This is a genomic window from Bifidobacterium animalis subsp. animalis ATCC 25527 (assembly GCF_000260715.1).
Taxonomy (GTDB): Bacteria; Actinomycetota; Actinomycetes; order Actinomycetales; family Bifidobacteriaceae; genus Bifidobacterium; species Bifidobacterium animalis.
The window spans coordinates 395,707-415,722 of sequence record NC_017834.1 but is presented as its reverse complement, the minus strand read 5'-3'; the positions used below and the strand labels follow the sequence as shown (position 1 = coordinate 415,722).

Here is a 20,016-nt window from a genome sequence, read left to right as displayed (position 1 = left end):
CGCCGATATTTATTGAAAGGATCTGTCATGCCAAAACTCATCGACCGCGTCACCGCCATCAACTGGAACCGATTGGATGACGAGAAGGACCTGGAGGTCTGGGATCGTCTCACCGGCAATTTCTGGCTGCCCGAGAAAGTGCCGGTTTCGAATGACATTCCGGATTGGCGGCAGATGAGCGACGCCGAGCACACGCTCACGATGCGCGTATTCACCGGGCTCACGTTGCTCGACACAATCCAGGGCACCGTGGGCGCGGTGAGCCTGATCCCTGACGCGCTCACCCCACACGAGGAGGCCGTGTACACGAACATCGCGTTCATGGAGAGCGTGCATGCGAAGAGCTATTCGTCCATTTTCTCCACGCTGTGCTCCACACGCGAAATCGACGAGGCCTTCGACTGGAGCGAAAAGAACCCGCACCTGCAGCGCAAGGCGCAGATTGTGCTCGACTACTACGAGGGCGACGACCCGTTGAAGCGCAAGGTGGCGTCGACGCTGCTCGAATCGTTCCTGTTCTACTCCGGATTCTACCTGCCCATGTACTTCTCGAGCCATGCGAAGCTGACGAACACGGCCGACGTGATCCGACTGATCATTCGCGACGAGGCCGTGCACGGCTACTACATTGGCTACAAATACCAGAAGGGCCTCGAGATGGCGAGCGACGCCAAGCGCGCTGAGATGGAGGCATACACCTACGATCTGCTGAACGAACTCTACGAGAACGAGGTGGAATACACCCATTCGCTCTACGACGAGGTCGGTCTCGCCGACGACGTGGAGAAGTTCCTACACTACAACGCGAACAAGGCGCTGATGAACCTCGGTTACCCGGCCCTGTTCCCCAGCGAGATCTGCGATGTGAACCCGGCGATCCTGGCCGCGCTCTCGCCGAATGCCGACGAGAACCACGACTTCTTCTCGGGTTCCGGCAGCTCCTACGTCATGGGCAAGGCCGAGGAGACCGACGACGACGATTGGGACTTCTAACGGCCGCCGAATGAGCCGCCGCCCGAACCACCGCCGGAGCCGCCGAAACCGCCGCCACCGAACGAGCCGCCCGAACCGGAGCTTGACGAAGGGGCTGCGGAACGGATCGTGGACTGAATCGATGAGAAGCCCGAATTGAGCTGCGTGCCGATGTCCACGAATTCGCCGGCGAAACCACCAAACGAGCCGGTGCCGTTGGCGAGCGCATTGCCTATGCCCGCACCGATGATCGTCGACGGTCTGGTGGACCAGTAGAGCAGGCCGAGACCTGTGGCGTTCGAATCAAGCCAATCCGAGTCGGCGACCTGCGGGTAGGCGGCGGCCAGCTGCCGCAGCGCCTTCTTCGAGATGCCGAATGCCGTCGCATACACGAGGTAGCGGTCCCACAACGTCAGATCGAGCACGCCGCGGTCGCTGAACTCGCTGAAGTCCTCGAGGTATTTGGCCAGTCCCCGCACCTGCCCTGCATACTGCTGGCCGGAATCGGTGATGCCGGTGGTGGTGCAGTAGACGAGCGCGAACAGACACAGCACGGTGATGGGCAGGCTGATGCACAATGCGAGCGCAAAATTATGCTCCGCCGCAATGAAGTAGAACGCGCTTGCAATGCCGACGATGATGCCGAGGATGCCGCAGGTCACCGCCGCCGTGCCGACGGATCTGGTGGCGTGCAGCGATTCGAGTTCGGCTTTGCAGGCCGCATTGAACTTCTCGACCGCCTTGTATCCGTTCGTCCATTTCCTGAACGCCTTGTTCATCTGCTTGAGGTCGAACACCGGCGAGTGGATGCGCTTGTACGCCTCCATCAGAATGCCGAGCAGACGTTCCTCCGAACCGCATAGGTTCAGCTCCTCATGATGCTCGGCCAGCGCGCGCGGCATGATCACAATCGTGCTCGTCTTCGTGAGCTCCTTCTCGCTCGCCCCATTCGACGAAAGCATCTGCGCGAGACCGGCCGAGTTGGCGCGCGACATGTCGATGCCACGGTAGAGCTCGGCCTTGCCCGGGTACACGGCGATGGCCCCCTTGCTTACCAGCGACATCATGGTCGACGCCATCTCGCGGTTCGCGAGCGTCACCCCGCCGTTGCGCACGCCCATCACGATGTCGTAGAGCTGGGCCGCCGCCGCAGGGCTCATGTTGGGCGGTTCGCGCCAATATTCGATGTCGCCCTTGTATTTGGCTGCATCCACGCTGCGAATGGCGGAGCGTATGCCGAAGAACGCAAGCAGCGCACCTGCCACCGCGATGGCAATCCACAGCACGATGCGCAGCTGGGCATTCCGGCGTTGCCGCTCATGCCATTCGCGCTCCTGACGGGCCTCGTCGTCGAGCGTCCACTGTTTCGTGTTTTCGTCCACATGACGCGTCACACCGTGCATGTGGTTGGCGCCGATCATCGCCACAAGGTCGAGGTACTGCCCGGATCTGACGTTGTAGGCGGTGAACTTGAGCCCGTTGGCTGTTCGCTCCGTGCCTGAGTTGCCGCTGTAATGCAGCCATGCCCACGAGTCGCTCCTCGTCACGCCTGCGGGGAACTCCACGGTCGTCGTCATCACGCCGATCGGCGTCTGATTCTTCGCACCGAAGGGCTCCCACTGGAATTTCGCGACGTCGTTGTAGGCGGTCGTCACGCCCTCCCATGTCATGTCGATCTGGAATCGCTTGCTGCTGGACGATTGTGTGGCTGGGATGTTCCAACCTATTTCCACCGTCTTCGTCACCACACCATCACTGCCGCTTGAGGCGAGACCGTCGGTCAATGGTTCATAGGGCTTCGGATTCGTGTCGCCGTCGGTGACATCGGCTATGTACCAGCGTCTGGCGAACTTCTCGTTCCAGGTGGAGTTCGAGATGCCGGAGGGCGACTGCGGTCCGGTCTGCGTGTATTCCTCCCCCGAGGTGAGGTTCTTCACGCTGATGTTCGTGATGTTGGTCAGATTCGACGACCTGAGCGTGTACTGCTGGTACAGCTGTTTCCACGGCTTCGGATTGTCGTCGGAGTCCTTGCGGGAGTCGAGCTTGACGTCGACGGTCTCGCGGATGCGCAGATCGCCGTTGTCTTCCACCCGCACATTGTAGTCGAGCGTACGGTAGCTCAGATCCGAATCGTTGGCGTCGGTGGCCACGAAGTAGCCGAGGAGCAGCGTCGCCACAATGATGATGCAGCTGATGGTGAATGAGCTGAAAACGGAGCGTGAGAGTTTCTTCATCGATGTCCTTGCATCGCACGCGAAGCGCGCAGAGTATACGGTAGAGTATACGAACGCCCCGCGTATACGGCCATGCGCATACGCGGGGCGCGGGAACTCAGAACTTGACCTGCGGGACCGAGCGATCGGCGTCGTCCGCGGCGAAATACTGGGCCGGCTGGAAGTGGAACATGCCGGCGATGATGTTCGTGGGCACCTGCATGATGCGGTTGTTGTACTTGAGCACGGTGTCGTTGTAGAACTGGCGGCCATAGGCGATCTTGTCTTCGAGGCTGGCGAGGCGTCCCTGCAGGTCGAGGAAGTTCTGGTTCGCCTTGAGGTCCGGGTATGCTTCGACAATCGCCCGCAGATTCACCATCGCGTTGGTGAGTGCCTGCTCGGCTGCAGCGCGCTGCTCGAGCGTGGAATTCGGGTTGTTCGCGACTTCCACGACGCCGGCGCGTGCTTTCGTCACCTGTTCGAACACGGTCGACTCATGCGTGGCGTACCCTTTCACGACCTCCACGAGATTCGGAATGAGGTCCGCACGCTGCTTGAGTAGCACATCCACCTGCGCCCAGCTGTTGCCGACCCGGTTGCGCATGCCGATGAGGCTGTTGTACATGCCGATGACCCAGATCGCCAGCACGAGAATGATTGCAATCACAATCAGCGCAATAATCCAACCGCTCATATCTTCTCCTTCCATGCGCCCGATGCGCACGCAATGGCATGATTATCGCATTCCACCATACCCTCACATAATCGGTATCCAGCTCGTGAGAGGCTTTGCGGATCACGCCCATCAGCATGGCTGCGAATGTCCGGATTCCCCGACATCACCTAGATGTCTGTCCGTCTCGGCACATGAATGGAAAGCGCCTGGATATGACAAAGGGAGGATCGGCATTGCCGGATCCTCCCTTATGCAAACACGCTATCTAAATCGATCCAGTCGATTCAGAACGCCCGGATGTTCGGCTCAGTCGTCGAACGGATCGAAGTCGCGGCGCACGCGACGACGCGGACGCTCGTGGCGCACCTCACGTCCCTCGCGGTATTCGTCGTAGTTCTCATCGGCGACATAGCGCGGATTGCGATCATCATTGCGGCGACGGCGCGGACGATCATCGCGATCGTCGTCACGGCGGCGGTCGGAGCGACGCGGACGATCATCGTAATCGCGATCGTCATCGTAGTCACGGTGTGAGCGGCGACGCGGACGATCATCGTAATCACGGTCATCGTCGTAGTCACGGCGACGGCGCGGACGGTCGTCGTAGTCACGGTCACGGTCGTCGGAACGGCGGCGCGGACGGTCATCGCGATCGTCACGGTCATCGCGATCGTCGGAACGGCGGCGCGGACGATCGTCACGGCGGCGGTCGTCGGAATGACGGCGGTCATCACGGCGCGGACGGTCGTCGGAACGGCGTCCACCGGCATTGTTCGCCTGGTTCTCGAAGCCCGGGATGGCCAGGGAGATCTTGCCGCGGTCGTCGACGCCCTGCACCACGACCTCCACGGAATCGCCTTCCTTGAGCACGTCCTCGACGGCGTCGATGCGCTGGCCATCGGCGAGGTTGCGAATCTGCGAGATGTGCAGCAGGCCGTCGGTGCCCGGCGTCAGGTTGACGAAAGCGCCGAACGATGTGGTCTTCACCACGGTGCCCTTGTAGGTCTCGCCGGCCTGCGGCACGTGCGGGTTGGCGATCTCGTCGATGATCTGCTTCGCCTTCTCGGCGGCCTCGCCACCTTCGGAGGAGATGTAGACGGTGCCGTCGTCTTCGATCGCGATCTCGGCGCCGGTGTCTTCCTGAATCTGGTTGATCATCTTGCCCTTCGGGCCAATGACCTCGCCGATCTTGTCCACCGGGACGGTGGTGGTGATGATGCGCGGTGCGAACGGGCTCATCTCGGCCGGGCCGTCGATGCACTCGTTGATCACCTCGAGAATGGTCTTGCGTGCTTCATGGGCCTGCTTGAGCGCGCCGGCGAGCACGTCGGCCGGAATGCCGTCGAGCTTGGTGTCGAGCTGCAGGGCGGTGATGAAGTCGGCGGTGCCGGCGACCTTGAAATCCATGTCGCCGAAGGCGTCCTCGGCACCGAGAATGTCGGTGAGCGTCTTGTAGATGTGCTGGCCGTCCACATCGCCGGAGACCAAGCCCATCGCGATGCCCGCCACCGGTGCCTTGAGCGGCACGCCGGCCGCGAGCAGCGACAGCGTTGAGGCGCACACGGAGCCCATAGAGGTGGAACCGTTGGATCCGATAGCCTCGGAAACCTGGCGGATGGCGTACGGGAACTCCTCACGGCTGGGCAGCACCGGCACGATGGCCTTCTCGGCGAGGGCGCCATGGCCGATCTCGCGGCGCTTCGGGGAGCCGACGCGACCGGTCTCACCGGTCGAATACGGCGGCATCTCGTAATTGTGCATGTAGCGCTTGGTGGTCGGGCCCGACAGGGCGTCGATCTGCTGCTCCATCTTGAGCATGTTGAGCGTGGTGATGCCCAGGATCTGCGTTTCGCCGCGCTGGAACAGAGCGGAGCCATGCACGCGGGGCACCACGTCGATCTCGGCGGAGAGCGTACGGATGTCACGCAGGCCACGGCCGTCGATGCGGTAGTCCTGCGTGAGGATGCGACGGCGCACGATCTGGCGCTGCAGCTCCTTGAACGCGTTGCCGATCTCCTTGTCTTTCTCCATCTCGTCCATGTCGGTGAACTCGACGGACAGCGTGTCCTTGACGCGCTGCTTGATCTCGGCGATGCGCTCCTGACGCGGCAGCTTCTCGGCGATCGACAGCGCCCCATCCAGGTCGGCATGCGCAATCTCGTCGATGCGGTTGTACAGGTCTTCGGTGTACTCGGGGAACAGCGTGAACTCGCGGGTCTCCTTGGCGGCGAGGCGCTTGAGCTCGTTCTGCGCATCGCACAGCACCTTGATGAACGGCTTGGCGGCTTCCAGACCACCGGCCACGACCTCTTCATCGGGCTTGGCCTGGCCCTCGTTGTAAATGAGGTTCCATGCGTTCTTGCCGGCGCCGGCCTCGATCATGGCGATGGCGACGTCGCCGCTTTCGACCACACGGCCGGCCACCACGATTTCGAACACGGCGCGTTCACGTTCGCTCCAACGTGGGAACGCGACCCACTGGCCGTCGATCAGCGCGAGTCGCACGCCGCCGACCGGGCCGGTGAACGGCAGACCGGAGATGAGCGTGGATGCGGAGGCCGCGTTCAAGGCGAGCACGTCGTAGGAATCCTCCGGGTTCACGGCGAGCACGGTCTCCACGACCTGCACCTCGTTGCGCAGCGTGTGCGGGAAGAGCGGACGTAGCGGACGGTCGATGATGCGGCAGGCCAGAATGGCCTCGGAGCTCGGGCGGCCTTCACGGCGGAAGAACGAGCCGGGGATCTTGCCGGCCGCGTACATCTTCTCCTCCACGTCCACGGTGAGCGGGAAGAAGTCGTAGTTCTCCTTCGGGCTGGAGCCGGCGGTCGTGGTGGAAAGCACCATCGAATCGTCGTCCAGGTATGCGGCCACGGCGCCGTCCGCCTGCTGTGCGAGCCGTCCGGTCTCGAAGCGCACCGTGCGCTTGCCGAACGAACCATTGTCAATTACGGCTTCAACAGCCTTGATTTCGGGACCCTCCATAGGGTTCCTCCTTTAGTTATTTCTTTACCTACATACATTCAGGCGCGCAAACATCCACGCACCCACGGGCGTATCCCGCATCGCCGGCACCCTGCCGGCGAACATGCCGATTGCGCCGTCCCGGCGCATTCTCACCAACTTCAGATTGTATACCGTCTCCCGCGCGCCCCCGCGTGGGTTCTCTCACGAATTAAGCGATGTCGCAGGCGGCCACGTCATCCTCCGCATGTGCTCCCAGCATTCCACGGCAATCCGGCAATCCACGAACCCATTCGCGAATTGCCGGGTACGAACCGAATACAAAAAGGCCCGAACTCCGGCAGAGCTCGGGCACAAGACTAGCGGCGCAGGCCGAGACGCTCGATCAGGGAGCGGTAACGCTCGATGTCGACCTTCTTCAGGTAGTCGAGAAGACGACGGCGATCGCCGACCATGAGCAGCAGACCACGACGGGAGTGGTGGTCGTGCTTGTGGAACTTCAGGTGCTCGGTGAGATCGGCAATGCGCTTGGTGAGCAGTGCGATCTGGACCTCCGGGGAGCCCGTGTCACCCTCATGGGTAGCGTACTTAGCGATGATGTCCTGCTTTTCTTCAGCCGTCAGTGCCACGGCATCCTCCTTGTAACTGCGCGGTGCCACCGGCCTCATGCCGGAGCGCTCTCTATCCGCGGGCGAAACACGCCAATCGGCTATTCTACGCACTGGAGCGGACGATGGACATCCCCACGCGCCCCGCAGCCGCAGGCGACCACGATGCGACCTTTTTGTTCGCCCACGACGTACGTGGCCGACACACCGTCTTTTGGCGATATCTGCGCTTCATATACTCAAAGGCATTTCCGCCCCGCATTCGCGGAATCCGTGCGGGGCGGCGTCACACCCGCGTCACAGACGCATGAGAGAGGAGAAGAGGAAATGGGAATCTGCACGAAAATCGGCATCGTCGGCATGGGTCACGTCGGCGCGCATGTGGCGAACAGTCTGGTGTTGCAGGGCATCGCGGACGAACTGTACATGACCGAGATCTGCTCGGGCGAGCGCGACCGCAGCAAGAAACTCGCCGCCGAAGTGCAGGACCTCGGTGATTCGCTCGCGTTCTGCCCGCACAATGTGGCGCTGCACAACTGCGGCGACGACTACGCGCAGCTCGCGCAATGCGATGTGATCGTGAACTGCGCCGGCGACGTCTCGCTGTCGTCCAAGGACCGCGACGGCGAACTCTTCTTCACCACCGACACGGCGAAGACGTTCATCAAGACGATTGCGGACGCCGGATTCCACGGCATCTGGATCACGATTGCGAACCCCTGCGACGTGGTGGCCACTGAAATCTGGAAGGAATCGGGCATGGATCCGCGGCGCATCATCGGCACCGGCACTGCGCTCGATTCGAGCAGACTCAAGTATGTGCTGTCGCGCGTCACCGGCTACGACCAGCATTCGATTACCGCATACATGCTCGGCGAGCACGGCAACAGCCAGTTCGCTGCATGGAGCAATGTGTATTTCGGCGGCAAGCCGCTCTCCCAGCTTGCCGTGGAGCAGCCGGAGCGCTTCGCCTTCGACTACGCCGAGCTCGAGGCCGAGGCGCGCAAGGGCGGCTATGTCACGTACGCCGGCAAGCAGTGCACCGAGTTCGCGGTGGCCGACGCCGCGTGCAGACTCGTGCGCGCGGTCATCTCGAACGAGCATTACATCACCGCATGCTCCACGCTGCTCACCGGCGAATATGGCGAGGAGGGCTTCTTCATCTCACTGCCGTGCGTGGTGGGCGCCGACGGCGTGGAGGAGGTCATGCACCTCGATCTGTCCGACGCGGAGATCGACGAATTCCACCAGAGCTGCGCACATGTGAAAGAGAACCTTGCGCGCACGCATATTCTATGATCCGACTTCGTCCGCGCTCTCGGTTCCGCTTGGTGTCCTCTTGGTGAGGCAAATCAAGTAAGCCGTCATGCTTGGTTTCACTCACAGATTCCTGGTGAGACAAACCAAGTAATGCGCCTCGTCTTGATCTCACCGACAGGCTCCCACTGAGACAAACCAAGTACGACATCCGCGATTGGTCTCACGAACAAACTCCTACTGAAACAAACCAAGTACGGCTTCCCGTCTTCGTCTCACAAGTCCGCTCTCAGTGAGACGTTTCAGATTTCCCGTACTTGGTTTGTCTCGCTCACAGATTCCGAACGAGACAAACCAAGCAGCCATTACTTGATTTGTTTCATCTGGGACGGTCTTATGAGACCAATCAAGTAACCTCTTCCGAGTTTGCTTATAAGCCAGTGAGACAAACCCAGTACGGCAACCGGGTGTGCTATGCGACGGCCATGAATCCGCCGCAGAACAGAATCGCGAGCGCGGCCAGCTCGAAGACGAGGAACATGATGAACGAGACCCACACATGGGTGAGCACGTTGAGCGGCGAATCCTTGCGGATCATGACGAGCAGGCCGACCCACACAATCGCGAACACGGCGAGCGAGAGCGCCGACGCGATGATGCCCAGATTCGCCGCATTCGCCACGTAGGCGTGACTGCCGTAGATCACGTACGTGGAGCTCCAGAAGTTCAGTTTGAACAGTGAGAGGCCGCCTATGAACTGTTCGAGCGAGAGAAAGACGATGAACGAGCCGAACCATGGCATACGGCGGTTGTCCACGATCATCATGATGAGCGAGACGAAGATCATCGTGGTCACACCCCAGCTCACCAATGCGATGCCGTAGGAGGTGAAGCGGCCAAGCTGCTCGATTACGCGGGCGGTGCTGTGCACGGCGAACGAGCGCCCCACCCAGAACGGTGCGATGAGCGCGGCGAGCACGAGCACGATCGACACGGTCCACTTCACCGGGTTCGACTGCTTGCGTTCGATGTCGGCCAGTGAGATGTCGGATTCCGGTATCGTCGCCTCGGGGTGCTTCGAGACGACGTTCTGGGCCATTACGCCTGCGCTGCTCGGCGTCGTCGGTGTGGCGGCAGGCTCGGATCGGAGCCTGGCGATCTCCTGCTGCTCGGAATCCGGCATGGCGTGCCCTCCCCGCTCGTGCTGCTGCATATTCTGCCATATAGCGAAAATGGCTGGATTCACATCCAGCCATTTCGAGTGGAGCGGATGACGGGAATCGAACCCGCGTAATCAGTTTGGAAGACTGAGGCTCTACCATTGAGCTACATCCGCGTGTGCCGAGGCAACGTTGCCATTATACACAACCCTCCCCCCAGCAGGCAATCCACGGCGGTCATCCCCGCATGTCGAGCACGGCCACCGCCGATGCGATGCCGCCGTCGTGCGAAATCGACACGTGCCAGACCGGTTCGGCGCATTCCGGCACTGCCAGCGAACGACACAGCTCAACATGGACGTCCTGTGCCATGACGACGCGTGGGCACCCTGTGGCATCGTCGACGATCTCGATGCGCGGCCATGGCGTGTCGTCCACTGTGTATGGCCGTTTGGTGATTCCGCGGCCGGCGAGTGCCTCGCACCACGCCTTGACCACAGACTCCTTCGCCGCCCACTTCGCCGCCAGATGCAACGCCTCGCCGTCGTGCTTGATCGACGCGCGCAGACTCGCCTGCCGACGCTCGCGCGCGGAGAAGAGCCGCTGCATACGCGTGCCTGGCATCTCGAGCTGTTCCGCGAACGCGCCGACGTCGACCACATCGTGCCCCAGACCAAGGATCACCGTCACACCTACTCGTTTCGTTGTCGTCAGAGGATTGTGGGGAGGCCACTGTGACATGCAGACGCGTGACATGTCTGCATGTCACGCGTCTGCATGTCACAGTGGCCTCCCCGTGGATATTTGGATTATTCCCGCGATGGACGACCGTCAGGCGAAGTACCCGTCGGCGCCGAGACGCGCGTCGGGATCGAGCAGCATGGCCTTCTCCACCTCGTGGGCATTGTAGCCACGGCCGTCTTCATGGAAGCGGCGGTTGTCAATCGGCTCGTAGAGCGCGGCCCGGCCCATCATGCCCTCCTCGAAGTGGCGACGGCCCGCTGCCAGACGCTCGTTGGCGCGTGCACGCCAGGCCTTGAGGGCCTCGGTGCCGGCGGTGTGCTCGACGGCCGCCTCGAAGGCGCCCGGGTGCACAATGGCCGTGAAGCCGCTCACGTGGCCGAAGCCGAGTGATGTGGCCAGTGCCGCCTTCACCGTGTGGCGCGAACCGATGTGCAACGGCTCACGCAGCCACACCATGAAGTCGTCGCGTGCCAGCTTCGGGTCGACGCATTCGAGCGAGGCGTTCGCCGGAATCACACCGCTTTTGAACAGCTGGGTGATGCCGTTGACCTGGAAGATGCACGCACCGCCCTTCGCGTGGCCGGTGAGCGACTTCTGCGAGATCACGAACAGCGGATTGCCGTCCTCGCGGCCTATGGCGTGGGCCAGCGTGTTGTGCAGTTCGGACTCGTTGGGGTCGTTCGCGTTCGTGGAGGTGTCGTGCTTCGACACGACGGCGATGTCGTCGGGGTCGACTCCGAGCCGTGCCAAGTCGCGCACGAGCTTCGACGAGCGGCCACCCATGCCGGCGGCCAGGGCGCCGAGACCGGGTGCCGGGATCGAGGTGTGCGCGCCGTCGGCGTACGAATGTACGAATCCGACCACGCCGGCGACCGGCAGGCCCAGACGCAAGGCGATGTCGCCGCGGGTGAGCAGGATCGTGCCGCCGCCTTGCGATTCCACGAACCCTCCGCGGCGACGGTCGTTCGCCCGCGAGAAGAAGCGTGGCGCAATGCCTTTGTCGAGCATCTCCTGCGAATTGGCGGTGGCGTTCATGTTGCCGAAGCCGATCACCGATTCCACGCCGATGTCGTCGATCGCACCGGTCACCACGAAGTCGGCCTTGCCGAGCGCGATCTTGTCTGCGCCCTCCTCGAGCGAGACGGCCGCCGTGGCGCATGCCGAGACCGGCTGCACCATGTTGCCGTAGCCGCCGATGTAGCTTTGCATCACATGCGCAGCGACCACGTTCGGCAATGCCTCCTGCAGAATGTCGGTGGGGATCTCGTGGTTCAGGAACCGGTCGAGATAGAGCTTGCGCATGCTCGACATGCCGCCGAAGCCCGTGCCCTGCGTGGAGGCGACCATCGACGGGTGCACGGCCTCGAGAATCTCCGCTGGCGTGAATCCTGCCGACAGGTAGGCGTCCACCGTGGTGACGATGTTCCACAGCGCGATCTCGTCCACATCGCCCACCATGGAGGCCGGGATGCCCCACTTGAGCGGGTCGAAGCCGTCGGGGAACTGGCCGCCCACCGTGCGCGTCATCGTGGCGCGGCGCGGCACGCGGATCATGGATCCGGCATGGCGGGTGACGTTCCACTCGCCGCTCTCCTCGTCCTGCGCCAGGCTCGTGTGCTCGGGGTCCATCGCCACATACTCGTCGGCGATCTGGCGCGTCGGCACACCGAAGGTCACGTCGTGGTCGAGGTAGACCTCGGCCTCCTCCTCGTCGGTGCCGCTGCGGTAGTCCGACCCCATGCCGGTTTCGAACGGCCGCACGCCGGACTTCGCCACGACCTCGTCATGGTAGCGTTCCGCGATGTCGGTTTCGGGGACCAGATTGCCGTCGGTGTCGTACCAACCTGGCTTCGGCGAATCCTGCCAGCTGAGCAGGCCCATGTTCCATGCCAGTTCGAGTACCGCGCCCGCCGAGAGGTCGACCTCGCCGTCCGCATGGATGCCGAGCTCGGCTTCCGCACGGGTGCGGCCGGATCCCCATGGACCCAGTTCGCCGATCGAAACGATGACAATCTCGTCCTCCGGCTTCGCGCTCACGCGCTCCCATTCGGCGAGGTCGACGGCGGCCTGCTGCGGCACGTGGGGGCTCGGCAATGCCTTGATCGGCGCGGCCGCTTCGGTTTCCGACGTCTCCTCCGCCGCGTCAAGAGCCGCGTCGGCGAGGGCCTCCGCACGCAGGGCCTTGATGTCGATCGGCTCGGAGCCAAGGCCGCCGGTCAGGTCGACGTCGATCGGTGCCACCTGCGCCTGCTCACGCGCGGCCGCCGTGGTGAGCTTGAGCAGTTCCTCGGCAATCTGTTCGGTAGAATAGGTTTTCAGACCGTGCCGCTCCACAACTTCGACGAGTGGGTCGTTGCCGCCCATGAGACCGGTGCCGCGCACCCAGCCGATCTTCGGATGGGCGAAGGTGACGCGATTCGACCACACCTTCTCGCTGCGCGCACGGTTGACGATGGCGTCGAAGGCGCTCTTCACCTCGCCGTACGCGCCGTCGCCGCCGAACACGCCACGGTTCGGCGAGCCCGGGAGCACCACATGGAGCTTGTGCTGCACGTCGGTGTCGGCGCCGATCGCCGCGAATCCGGCGATCGCACGTTCCACGCCCCACAGCATGAGACGCGCCTGCGATTCGAACAACGCACCCGAATCGGCCAGCGAACCGTGCACCGGCGGCGCGGCGAACGGGAAGAACAGGCTCGGCTCGTACGCCGGCTTGAGCACCGTGGTGGTGGCACCGCTCGTCTTCTTCTGCACGTGGCCCACCCAGTTCACGAGCGCATCCACATCGCGGTAGCTCGACAGATTCGCCGGCACGAGCCACAGCTTGGCATCGCCCTGCGCATGCTCGCGATAGGTGCGCTGCGCCCACGCCTTGACGCTCGGCTTGAAGCTGTGCGAGGTCGCGATTACCGTGGCGCCCTCTGCGAGCAGACCGTTCACCACCTGTGCCGCGATCGAGTTCGGGGCGACGCCGGTGACCACCGCCACTTCGCCGTCGTACTCAAGGTGTGCAGATTGCGCGGATTCCATGGCCTGCTGTGCGATACGCTCGTACTGCTCGGCAAGCTCGCTGCCCGCGGACTGCTGGGCATACCATGCCGCCTGCCGGGCCACTGCTGCGCCCGCACCGGTGAAATCACCGGTGATTGCATCGGTTTCCCCGTTGTAGTAGGCGCGTGCGAGATCCTCACGGGCGGAGGCCCAACGGTCGTCGAAGAGAATGGCCTGGCGCTCGTCGAAGCGCGGGGCCACCTGTGCCGGCCAGTCGGAACCGAGTTCGGCCTCCACCGTGGCCACGATGGCGGCATTCTCGTCTTCCTCCTCCACCGCGTTCGGTTCGGCGAGACCGAGCTGGCCCAGCACGAAACGCGCGGTGGCGGCGAGCACACCGTCGGAACCGGTGACGGACTGCGCGTAGGCGTCGAGGGCAGCCGAATCGACCACGCCACCGGACGCGCCACCGGCGCTCGGCATGGCCACCTGCACGCCGTGTGCCGCGGCCACGGCCTGCACGGCCGCATCGATCAGCGCGTTCGCAGCCGCCGCATTGGACGCCGCATCGGTGCCCAGCGTGGCCAGATCGCCGCCGCGGGAGCTGGCGCCCTCACGGGTGGCGAGCACAAGCTGGCCCACCACATGGTTGGCCCAGCCTTCGCCGAGCTGCCAGGTCTCGGTCACGCGCTTGGTGATCTGCGGCAGCTTGACGCCGGCGACACCGAAAAGACTGCGTACGCGGTCGCGCACAATGTCGGAGAGCACCGGGCCGAATGCCTTGTAATTTGGCGCAACCTTGTCTACCAACGCATTGAGATCGCGAATGCTCGCCTCGGCGGCGCCGTCCACACTGGCCACGCCGAGTTCGGAGCTGATGTCCATGAGCAGCTGGTTGCGACGCGAGGAGACGCCATTGGTGAGTGTGTCGGTCGTGTCGTTCTCGCCGATCTGCTCCGGACGCACCTTGGCGGCGTAGGCGAGCAGCATCTCTATGGCGTCATGGGCACGGTAGTCGAGGTCCGGCACATTGGCGCCGGACACCCCGCCCGCAGGTGCCACGGGTGCCGCCGGCTCGGCGGTTTCGGCGACGACGCTCGCGGAGGCGTTCGCCGCGGCGACGGTCTGCGCAGGTGCGGCCGGGTCGGCCGCAGGGGTCTGCACATCGTCGATCTCGGGCACAAGCGAGTCGGAATCGGTCATATACACGCGGCCTTCGTCGCGGCCCACGTTGTGCACGGTCACATGGCGGCGGGAGAACTCCGGCAGCCGCAACGTCTTCGAGGCAAGATTCGCGAGCGTGGGCGCATTGCCCAGACCCACCTCGACAATCTCCTCGACGCCCAAGCCTCCTTGTTCAGCCGAACCGAACAGCAGTGCCTGCGTTTCGATCCAGCGCACCGGCGAGGCGAACTGCCAGGAGAGCAGTTCGGTGAGCAGCAGGCGACCGAGCTTCTGGTCGTCGGCAGCATAGGAATCCCACACGGCGTCGTCGGCCAATGCGGCGGCGATGCGCTCGCTGGGCACCACGTCGAGAATCTTCTGCGCGAACTCCTTCGTCATCTCGAACGGCGCGGCCACAAGATTCGGAATGTAGAGCCCCTCGAGTGCGCCACGGTAGTCGATCTCGGCGGGAAGCAGCGCGTCGAGCTTGTCGCGGAACTCGGGCACGCCCTTGCGCAGCAGCGTCGAATGGAACGGCACGTCGATGCCTGGCACGAGCATGAACGCTGGCTTGCCGCCATATTCGGCCACGCGCCGCGCGGAATCCGCCTGGAGCGCCTTGAGGCCTGCGATCGTGCCGGCAATGGCGTATTGCTGACCGGCGAGATTGTAGTTGACGATCTCGAGGAACTCGCCGCTCGCGTTGGCCACCGACTCCACGTATTCCTTCACATGCGCGTCGTCCACGCCGAACTGGTTGGGCCTGAGGGCGCCCATGCGGTAGTTCGAACGGCCCTGCGCGTCACGGTCGATCAGGTGGTGCATGGTGGAGCCGCGGTGGAACACGAGTTCGAGCACGGTCTCCAGCGGGATCACATGGGCGAAGGAGCTCAGCGCGTTGTATTCGCCGAGTGAATGGCCGGCGAAGTACGACGGGCGAATGTCTGCCCCCGCCTCCTGCATGCGGGCGGTCTGCGCGAACGCAACAGTGGCGAGCGCGACCTGTGTGAACTGGGTGAGATTGAGCAGGCCCTCCGGGTGACGGTAGGTGACGCCGTTGGCGGTGAGTTCCTTCGGATTGTCACGCACGACGGCGAGAATCGAGAACCCGAGGCGCTCGCGGGTGAGCCTGTCCGCGCGCTCCCATACGTCGCGGGCGGCCGGCGACTTGGCACGCTCGTCAAGCACCATGCCCTGCTGCTGAATGCCCTGACCGGGATATACGAACGCGCTGATCGACGCACGGGCGATCGCCGTGGCACGCGAGACGATGTTGCCGTCGATGCGGCAGGTCACCTCGAGCACGAGGCCGGCGTGCGCCACACGGCCGATGCGTTCGATGGAGATCTCCACCTCGTCGTCGAGCTGCACCATGCCGTACATGTTGTAAGTCCAGCCGGTGATCTCGTAGTGCGCACCCTGCTCGTCGAGCGCCTGCACGGCGTGCTGGGCGGTGGCGGAGAGCCACATGCCGTGCACGAGCGGCTGCGTCAGGCCGCTGATCGCTGCGCCACGGTGCGAGGTGTGGATCGGGTTGAAATCACCCGAAGTGCGCGCGAACGCGGTCATCTCATGGGGCGCCTTCACGTTCACGCGGCGCAGCATGCGGCGTGGCGTGGAGGCGATCTGCTCATTGATGCCGCCGAAGTCGGGTGCCGCGGCCGGCAGGGCGTCGCTGTAGGCACGGCCGCGAATGGCGAATCGTTCGGTTTCGTTGGCCAACACGGTGCCGTCGGCGGCCGTATGCCGCACATGGATGGTGACGACGCGTCCGCTGGCGGATTCGAAGTAGGGTTCGGCCCAGCTCGTCAGCGAGATTTCCTCGCCGGTATGTGCGAGGAGCTCGTCCTCGCTCACCTCGAGCTCGATGAGATGGTCGAGATGGACGGCGTTGAGCAGGCCCTCGATCACCGGGTACCCGTCCACCATGACGGAGCCGAGCGCCGCATAGATGGCCGGCCATGCCGGTCCCACGAGTGCGTCGGGTGCGATGCGGGACGGCGTGAGATCCATTGGCAGTGCGCCACCGGTGGCCGCCTCGTGGTCGAAGCCGAGGTTGGCGGAGAGCGTGTAGCTCGCATGCGCCTGGCCGAACGGGAAGGTCTCGGTGTCGGCCACCTCGGTGATCTGCGGCATCGCCTCGAGTTTGTCGCCGGTGATGGCGGTGTTGCCGATGCCGGCGGTGTCGGCGAGCATGCGGTACACGTGTTCGGGCAGGCGTTCACGGTCGACCACCGGGATCATGCCGGTGGCGTCGAGCGTCACGTTGAGCGGAATGACGATGTCGCGCACGGCGTGCTTGGAAAGGCCGCCGTCCGGGTCGTCGTCCCAGAACGTGTCGAGGTGGATGTCGAGGTCGAACTGTTCCACGCCGGCCTGCTCGTCGCGGCCGAGGTGCTTCAGTTCGTAGTTCGCGTCGCCGCGGGCGGTGCCGAAGGCCGGGTTGGCCATCTGGTGGCCGATCCACGAGATGTTCGGGCTGCGGCGAATGAAGTCCTCGGCGTCCTCGCAGTCGGCAAGCAATGCGAAGCGATCGGTCTGGGAAGCCGCGTTGGACGCCACGCGCGCGGTCATCGCATCGCTGAAGCGGCCCAGAATGTCGGCGACGGGCTCGTCCACGGTGGTGATGCCCGCCACCGAGATCGGTCCGGGAATGATGCGCACGGAGTCTGCGGAATAGCGCGGATCCTCGCTCTGCCACAGCTGGTCCTGCCCCCACCAGCGCAACAGGTCGTTGTCGATGGCCGGCACGAACGGCATTGGCTTGGGGTATTCGCGTACGAGTTCGATGAACCACGCCTCGTCGGTGGGCACCACCTTGAGTTCGCCCATCTGCGGGTAGGCCTCCACCAATGCGGCGAGTGCGGCGAACGGATCGGACTCCACGTCGGCGCGCGTGGAGAACATCGGCGTGAACTCGCCCTGTTCGAGGTCGATCACACGTGCTTCGATGCGCTGCAGCAGGTGCAGGTAGCGGTCCGCATACGTGCCGTCGGCCCACGGGAACGAGAGTTCGGCGAACCGACGTGCCCAATCCTCGTAGGTCATGCCGCTCAGGTCGCCGAAATAGGGCTTGGCGGTCTCGTTCAGGGCGTCGATGATCTCCTGGCGGCGGCTTTCGAGCTCCTCCGGGTGCTTCATCACGCGCACGAGCAGGCGGCCGCAGCGGGCCGATGCGTTCTCGAGTTCGTAAATGTCGGCGTGCAAATGGCTCAGGCCGCTGGAAACGCCGCCCACGGCCTTGCCGCTCGGCACCCAGGCCTCGCCGAGCGGGGCGAACACGTCGGCTGCGGCGTCGGAACCGGCATCGGCAATACCCGGCGTCGCGACGAGCAGCTGCTTGACCTCCGGCGACGTGTGCGCCTCCTTGGCGGTCATGACCGCGGTGCCGACGAGCACGCCATCCACCGGCATGAGCGGATGGCCGTAACGTGTGGACCATTCGCCCGAGATATAGTCGGCGGCACGTTCCGGGGTGCCGATGCCGCCGCCGACGACGAGCACGAGATTGCTCTGCTCGCGCACTTGGGCATACGTGTTGAGCAGCAGGTCGTCAAGCGACTCCCAGCTGTGGTGGCCGCCGGCGGAGCCGCCTTCGACCTGCACGAGAATGTTCGCGGGCGCAACCGCCTTGGCGATGCGCACCACCTGGCGAATCTGGTCGACGGTGCCCGGCTTGAAGCACACATACGGGAACCCCTCGGCGTTGAGCTCCTTCACCAGAGCCACCGCCTCGTCGAGCTCGGGGATGCCGGCGGAGATGACCACGCCGTCGATCGGGGCGCCCGAGGCACGCTTCTTCGGCACGATGCGGGAGGTGCCGAACTGCAGATTCCACAGGTAGCGGTCCATGAACATCGCATTGAATTCCACGGTGCGGCCTTCGTCGAGCTGCTCCTCGAGCTCGGCCACATGGCGGTCGAACACGTCGGCGGTCACCTGGCCGCCGCCTGCGAGCTCGGCCCAGTAGCCGGCATTGGCCGCCGCGGCCACGATCTCGGGGTCCACGGTGGTGGGCGTCATGCCGGCGAGCAGCACCGGCGGCTTGCCGGTCAGGCGGGTGAACGCGGTCTCGATGCGCTCGCCCTGCGGGGTCCGCACCACCTGCGGAACGTACTGCGTCCAATCCTGCATGCGGGCGGGGGCGTCGGTCTCCGTGGCAAGCTTGGCGCGGTCGGCAACGTTCGCCGCCTCCACAACACCCACGCCGGTGCCTTCGGCCACTGTGCCGAACAGCTTGGCGAGCGTGGTGCCGGGACCGAGATCCACGGCCCACAACGTGCGCGGATCGTTCTCCTTGAACAGATTCGCCACCTGCGCGCTCCAATCCACCTGATTGACGAGCACCTCGCCGGCGAGCACACGGGCACGGGCCACGTCGATGCCGCATTCCTCGGCCCAGGCCACCGTCTGCTCGACGGCCTGTTCCATGATCGGGCTGTGGAACGGCAGCGTCACCTCGAGGTATTCGAGCACCGGGTCGAACACGCTGCCGCCACGCACCTTCTCGGCGCGCAGCTGCGCCTGGTGCTTGTGCTCCTTGGCCACTTCGACGGCGAAGGAGGCGAGGTCCTGCGGGTGGCCGGAGAGCACGACGTGGTTCGCGGAATTGATCACGGCCACGGCGATCGGCCCGCGGGCGTCGTCCACGCGGCGAATGAGCTCGTCGGCCTGGGCCGGCAGAATGCCCTTCACCGAGAGCATCGGCGTGGCGTCACCGTACTTGCGTACCAAGCCGTGGGCGCGGGCCTCGCGGGTGCCTGCCGCGCCGATGAGTGCGGCGATGGCGAGAATCTCGTCGATCTGCGGGCGTGCGGCTTCGATCGAGCCGGCGTCGATGATGGCCTGCGCCATATGCACGCCGAGAATGCCCTGCGAATGGCCGAGCAAGGCCACCGGATTCGCACTGGCCAGCGTGTAGCCGAGCTGGTCGAGGTCGAGCAGGGCGCCGAGCTGTGCGAGCGCGATGCCTTCGATGCTGGCGGTGGCATCGGCTGCAGGGCCGAGCTTGGCCGGGTTCGCTTCGAAGGAGAACAGATCGGTCTCACGGCCGGTCGTCGCCAGCAATTGCGCCGAAACCGGGGTGAGCAGGTCGTGGGCGGCAGCCACGTGGTCGGTGAGCCGCTGTGCCAGCTCTGGATCGTCCATGAGCTGCTTGACGGCCACGACCCATGGCGTGGACTGGCCGGCGAACATAAGGGCGTGTGGCTCCGAATTGAGTCGGTTCACAAAGAATTCCGGGGTGCTCATACTGCTGTCTCTCATTTCTT

9 protein-coding genes and 1 tRNA gene are annotated in these 20,016 nt (G+C 64.1%); 2 read left to right on the top strand and 8 right to left on the bottom strand.

Features of this window, described 5'->3' with window-relative positions; all coding sequences use genetic code 11:
- Positions 1-27 precede the first annotated feature (27 nt).
- Entirely contained in the window at positions 28-993 is a 966-nt protein-coding gene (gene nrdF / locus BANAN_RS01685; RefSeq protein WP_014697247.1) for a class 1b ribonucleoside-diphosphate reductase subunit beta, read from the top strand.
- Here the strand turns inward: nrdF and BANAN_RS01680 are convergent.
- From BANAN_RS01680 to rpsO, 4 genes are all read right to left on the bottom strand, one after another.
- Positions 990-3,206, bottom strand: a complete 2,217-nt coding sequence (locus tag BANAN_RS01680) for a DUF2207 domain-containing protein (protein WP_014697246.1) — start codon at positions 3,204-3,206, stop codon at positions 990-992. The two genes, nrdF and BANAN_RS01680, sit on opposite strands and share 4 nt — an antisense overlap.
- A 97-nt stretch (positions 3,207-3,303) precedes the next feature.
- A complete protein-coding gene (locus tag BANAN_RS01675) occupies positions 3,304-3,879 on the bottom strand; it encodes a LemA family protein (RefSeq protein ID WP_014697245.1) in 576 nt (191 codons plus the stop codon).
- A 288-nt stretch (positions 3,880-4,167) separates the two neighbouring features.
- Positions 4,168-6,843: a polyribonucleotide nucleotidyltransferase gene (locus BANAN_RS01670; RefSeq protein ID WP_014697244.1), complete on the bottom strand. Its 2,676-nt coding sequence runs from the start codon at positions 6,841-6,843 to the stop codon at positions 4,168-4,170.
- 338 nt (positions 6,844-7,181) lie between these two features.
- Positions 7,182-7,451 (bottom strand): 30S ribosomal protein S15, encoded by a 270-nt coding sequence (gene rpsO / locus BANAN_RS01665; RefSeq protein WP_004268464.1) that lies wholly within the window; start codon positions 7,449-7,451, stop codon positions 7,182-7,184.
- A gap of 306 nt (positions 7,452-7,757) precedes the next feature.
- Here rpsO and BANAN_RS01660 point away from each other — a divergent pair, with 306 nt between their 5' ends.
- Complete coding sequence (locus BANAN_RS01660; RefSeq protein WP_014697243.1) at positions 7,758-8,729, top strand: lactate/malate family dehydrogenase; 972 nt, start codon at positions 7,758-7,760, stop codon at positions 8,727-8,729.
- Between the two features lie 430 nt (positions 8,730-9,159).
- Here BANAN_RS01660 and BANAN_RS01655 read toward each other — a convergent pair whose 3' ends face one another.
- The 4 genes from BANAN_RS01655 to BANAN_RS01640 form a co-directional block, all read right to left on the bottom strand.
- Positions 9,160-9,900: a teichoic acid transporter gene (locus BANAN_RS01655; RefSeq protein WP_237705829.1), complete on the bottom strand. Its 741-nt coding sequence runs from the start codon at positions 9,898-9,900 to the stop codon at positions 9,160-9,162.
- Positions 9,901-9,949: 49 nt separating this feature from the next.
- A tRNA-Gly gene (locus BANAN_RS01650) sits at positions 9,950-10,023 on the bottom strand.
- Between the two features lie 61 nt (positions 10,024-10,084).
- Positions 10,085-10,531, bottom strand: a complete 447-nt coding sequence (locus BANAN_RS01645; RefSeq protein ID WP_080571650.1) for a holo-ACP synthase — start codon at positions 10,529-10,531, stop codon at positions 10,085-10,087.
- Positions 10,532-10,678: 147 nt separating this feature from the next.
- On the bottom strand, positions 10,679-19,996 hold the full coding sequence (locus BANAN_RS01640; protein ID WP_014697240.1) for a type I polyketide synthase: 9,318 nt from the start codon (positions 19,994-19,996) through the stop codon (positions 10,679-10,681).
- Between the last annotated feature and the right edge of the window lie 20 nt (positions 19,997-20,016).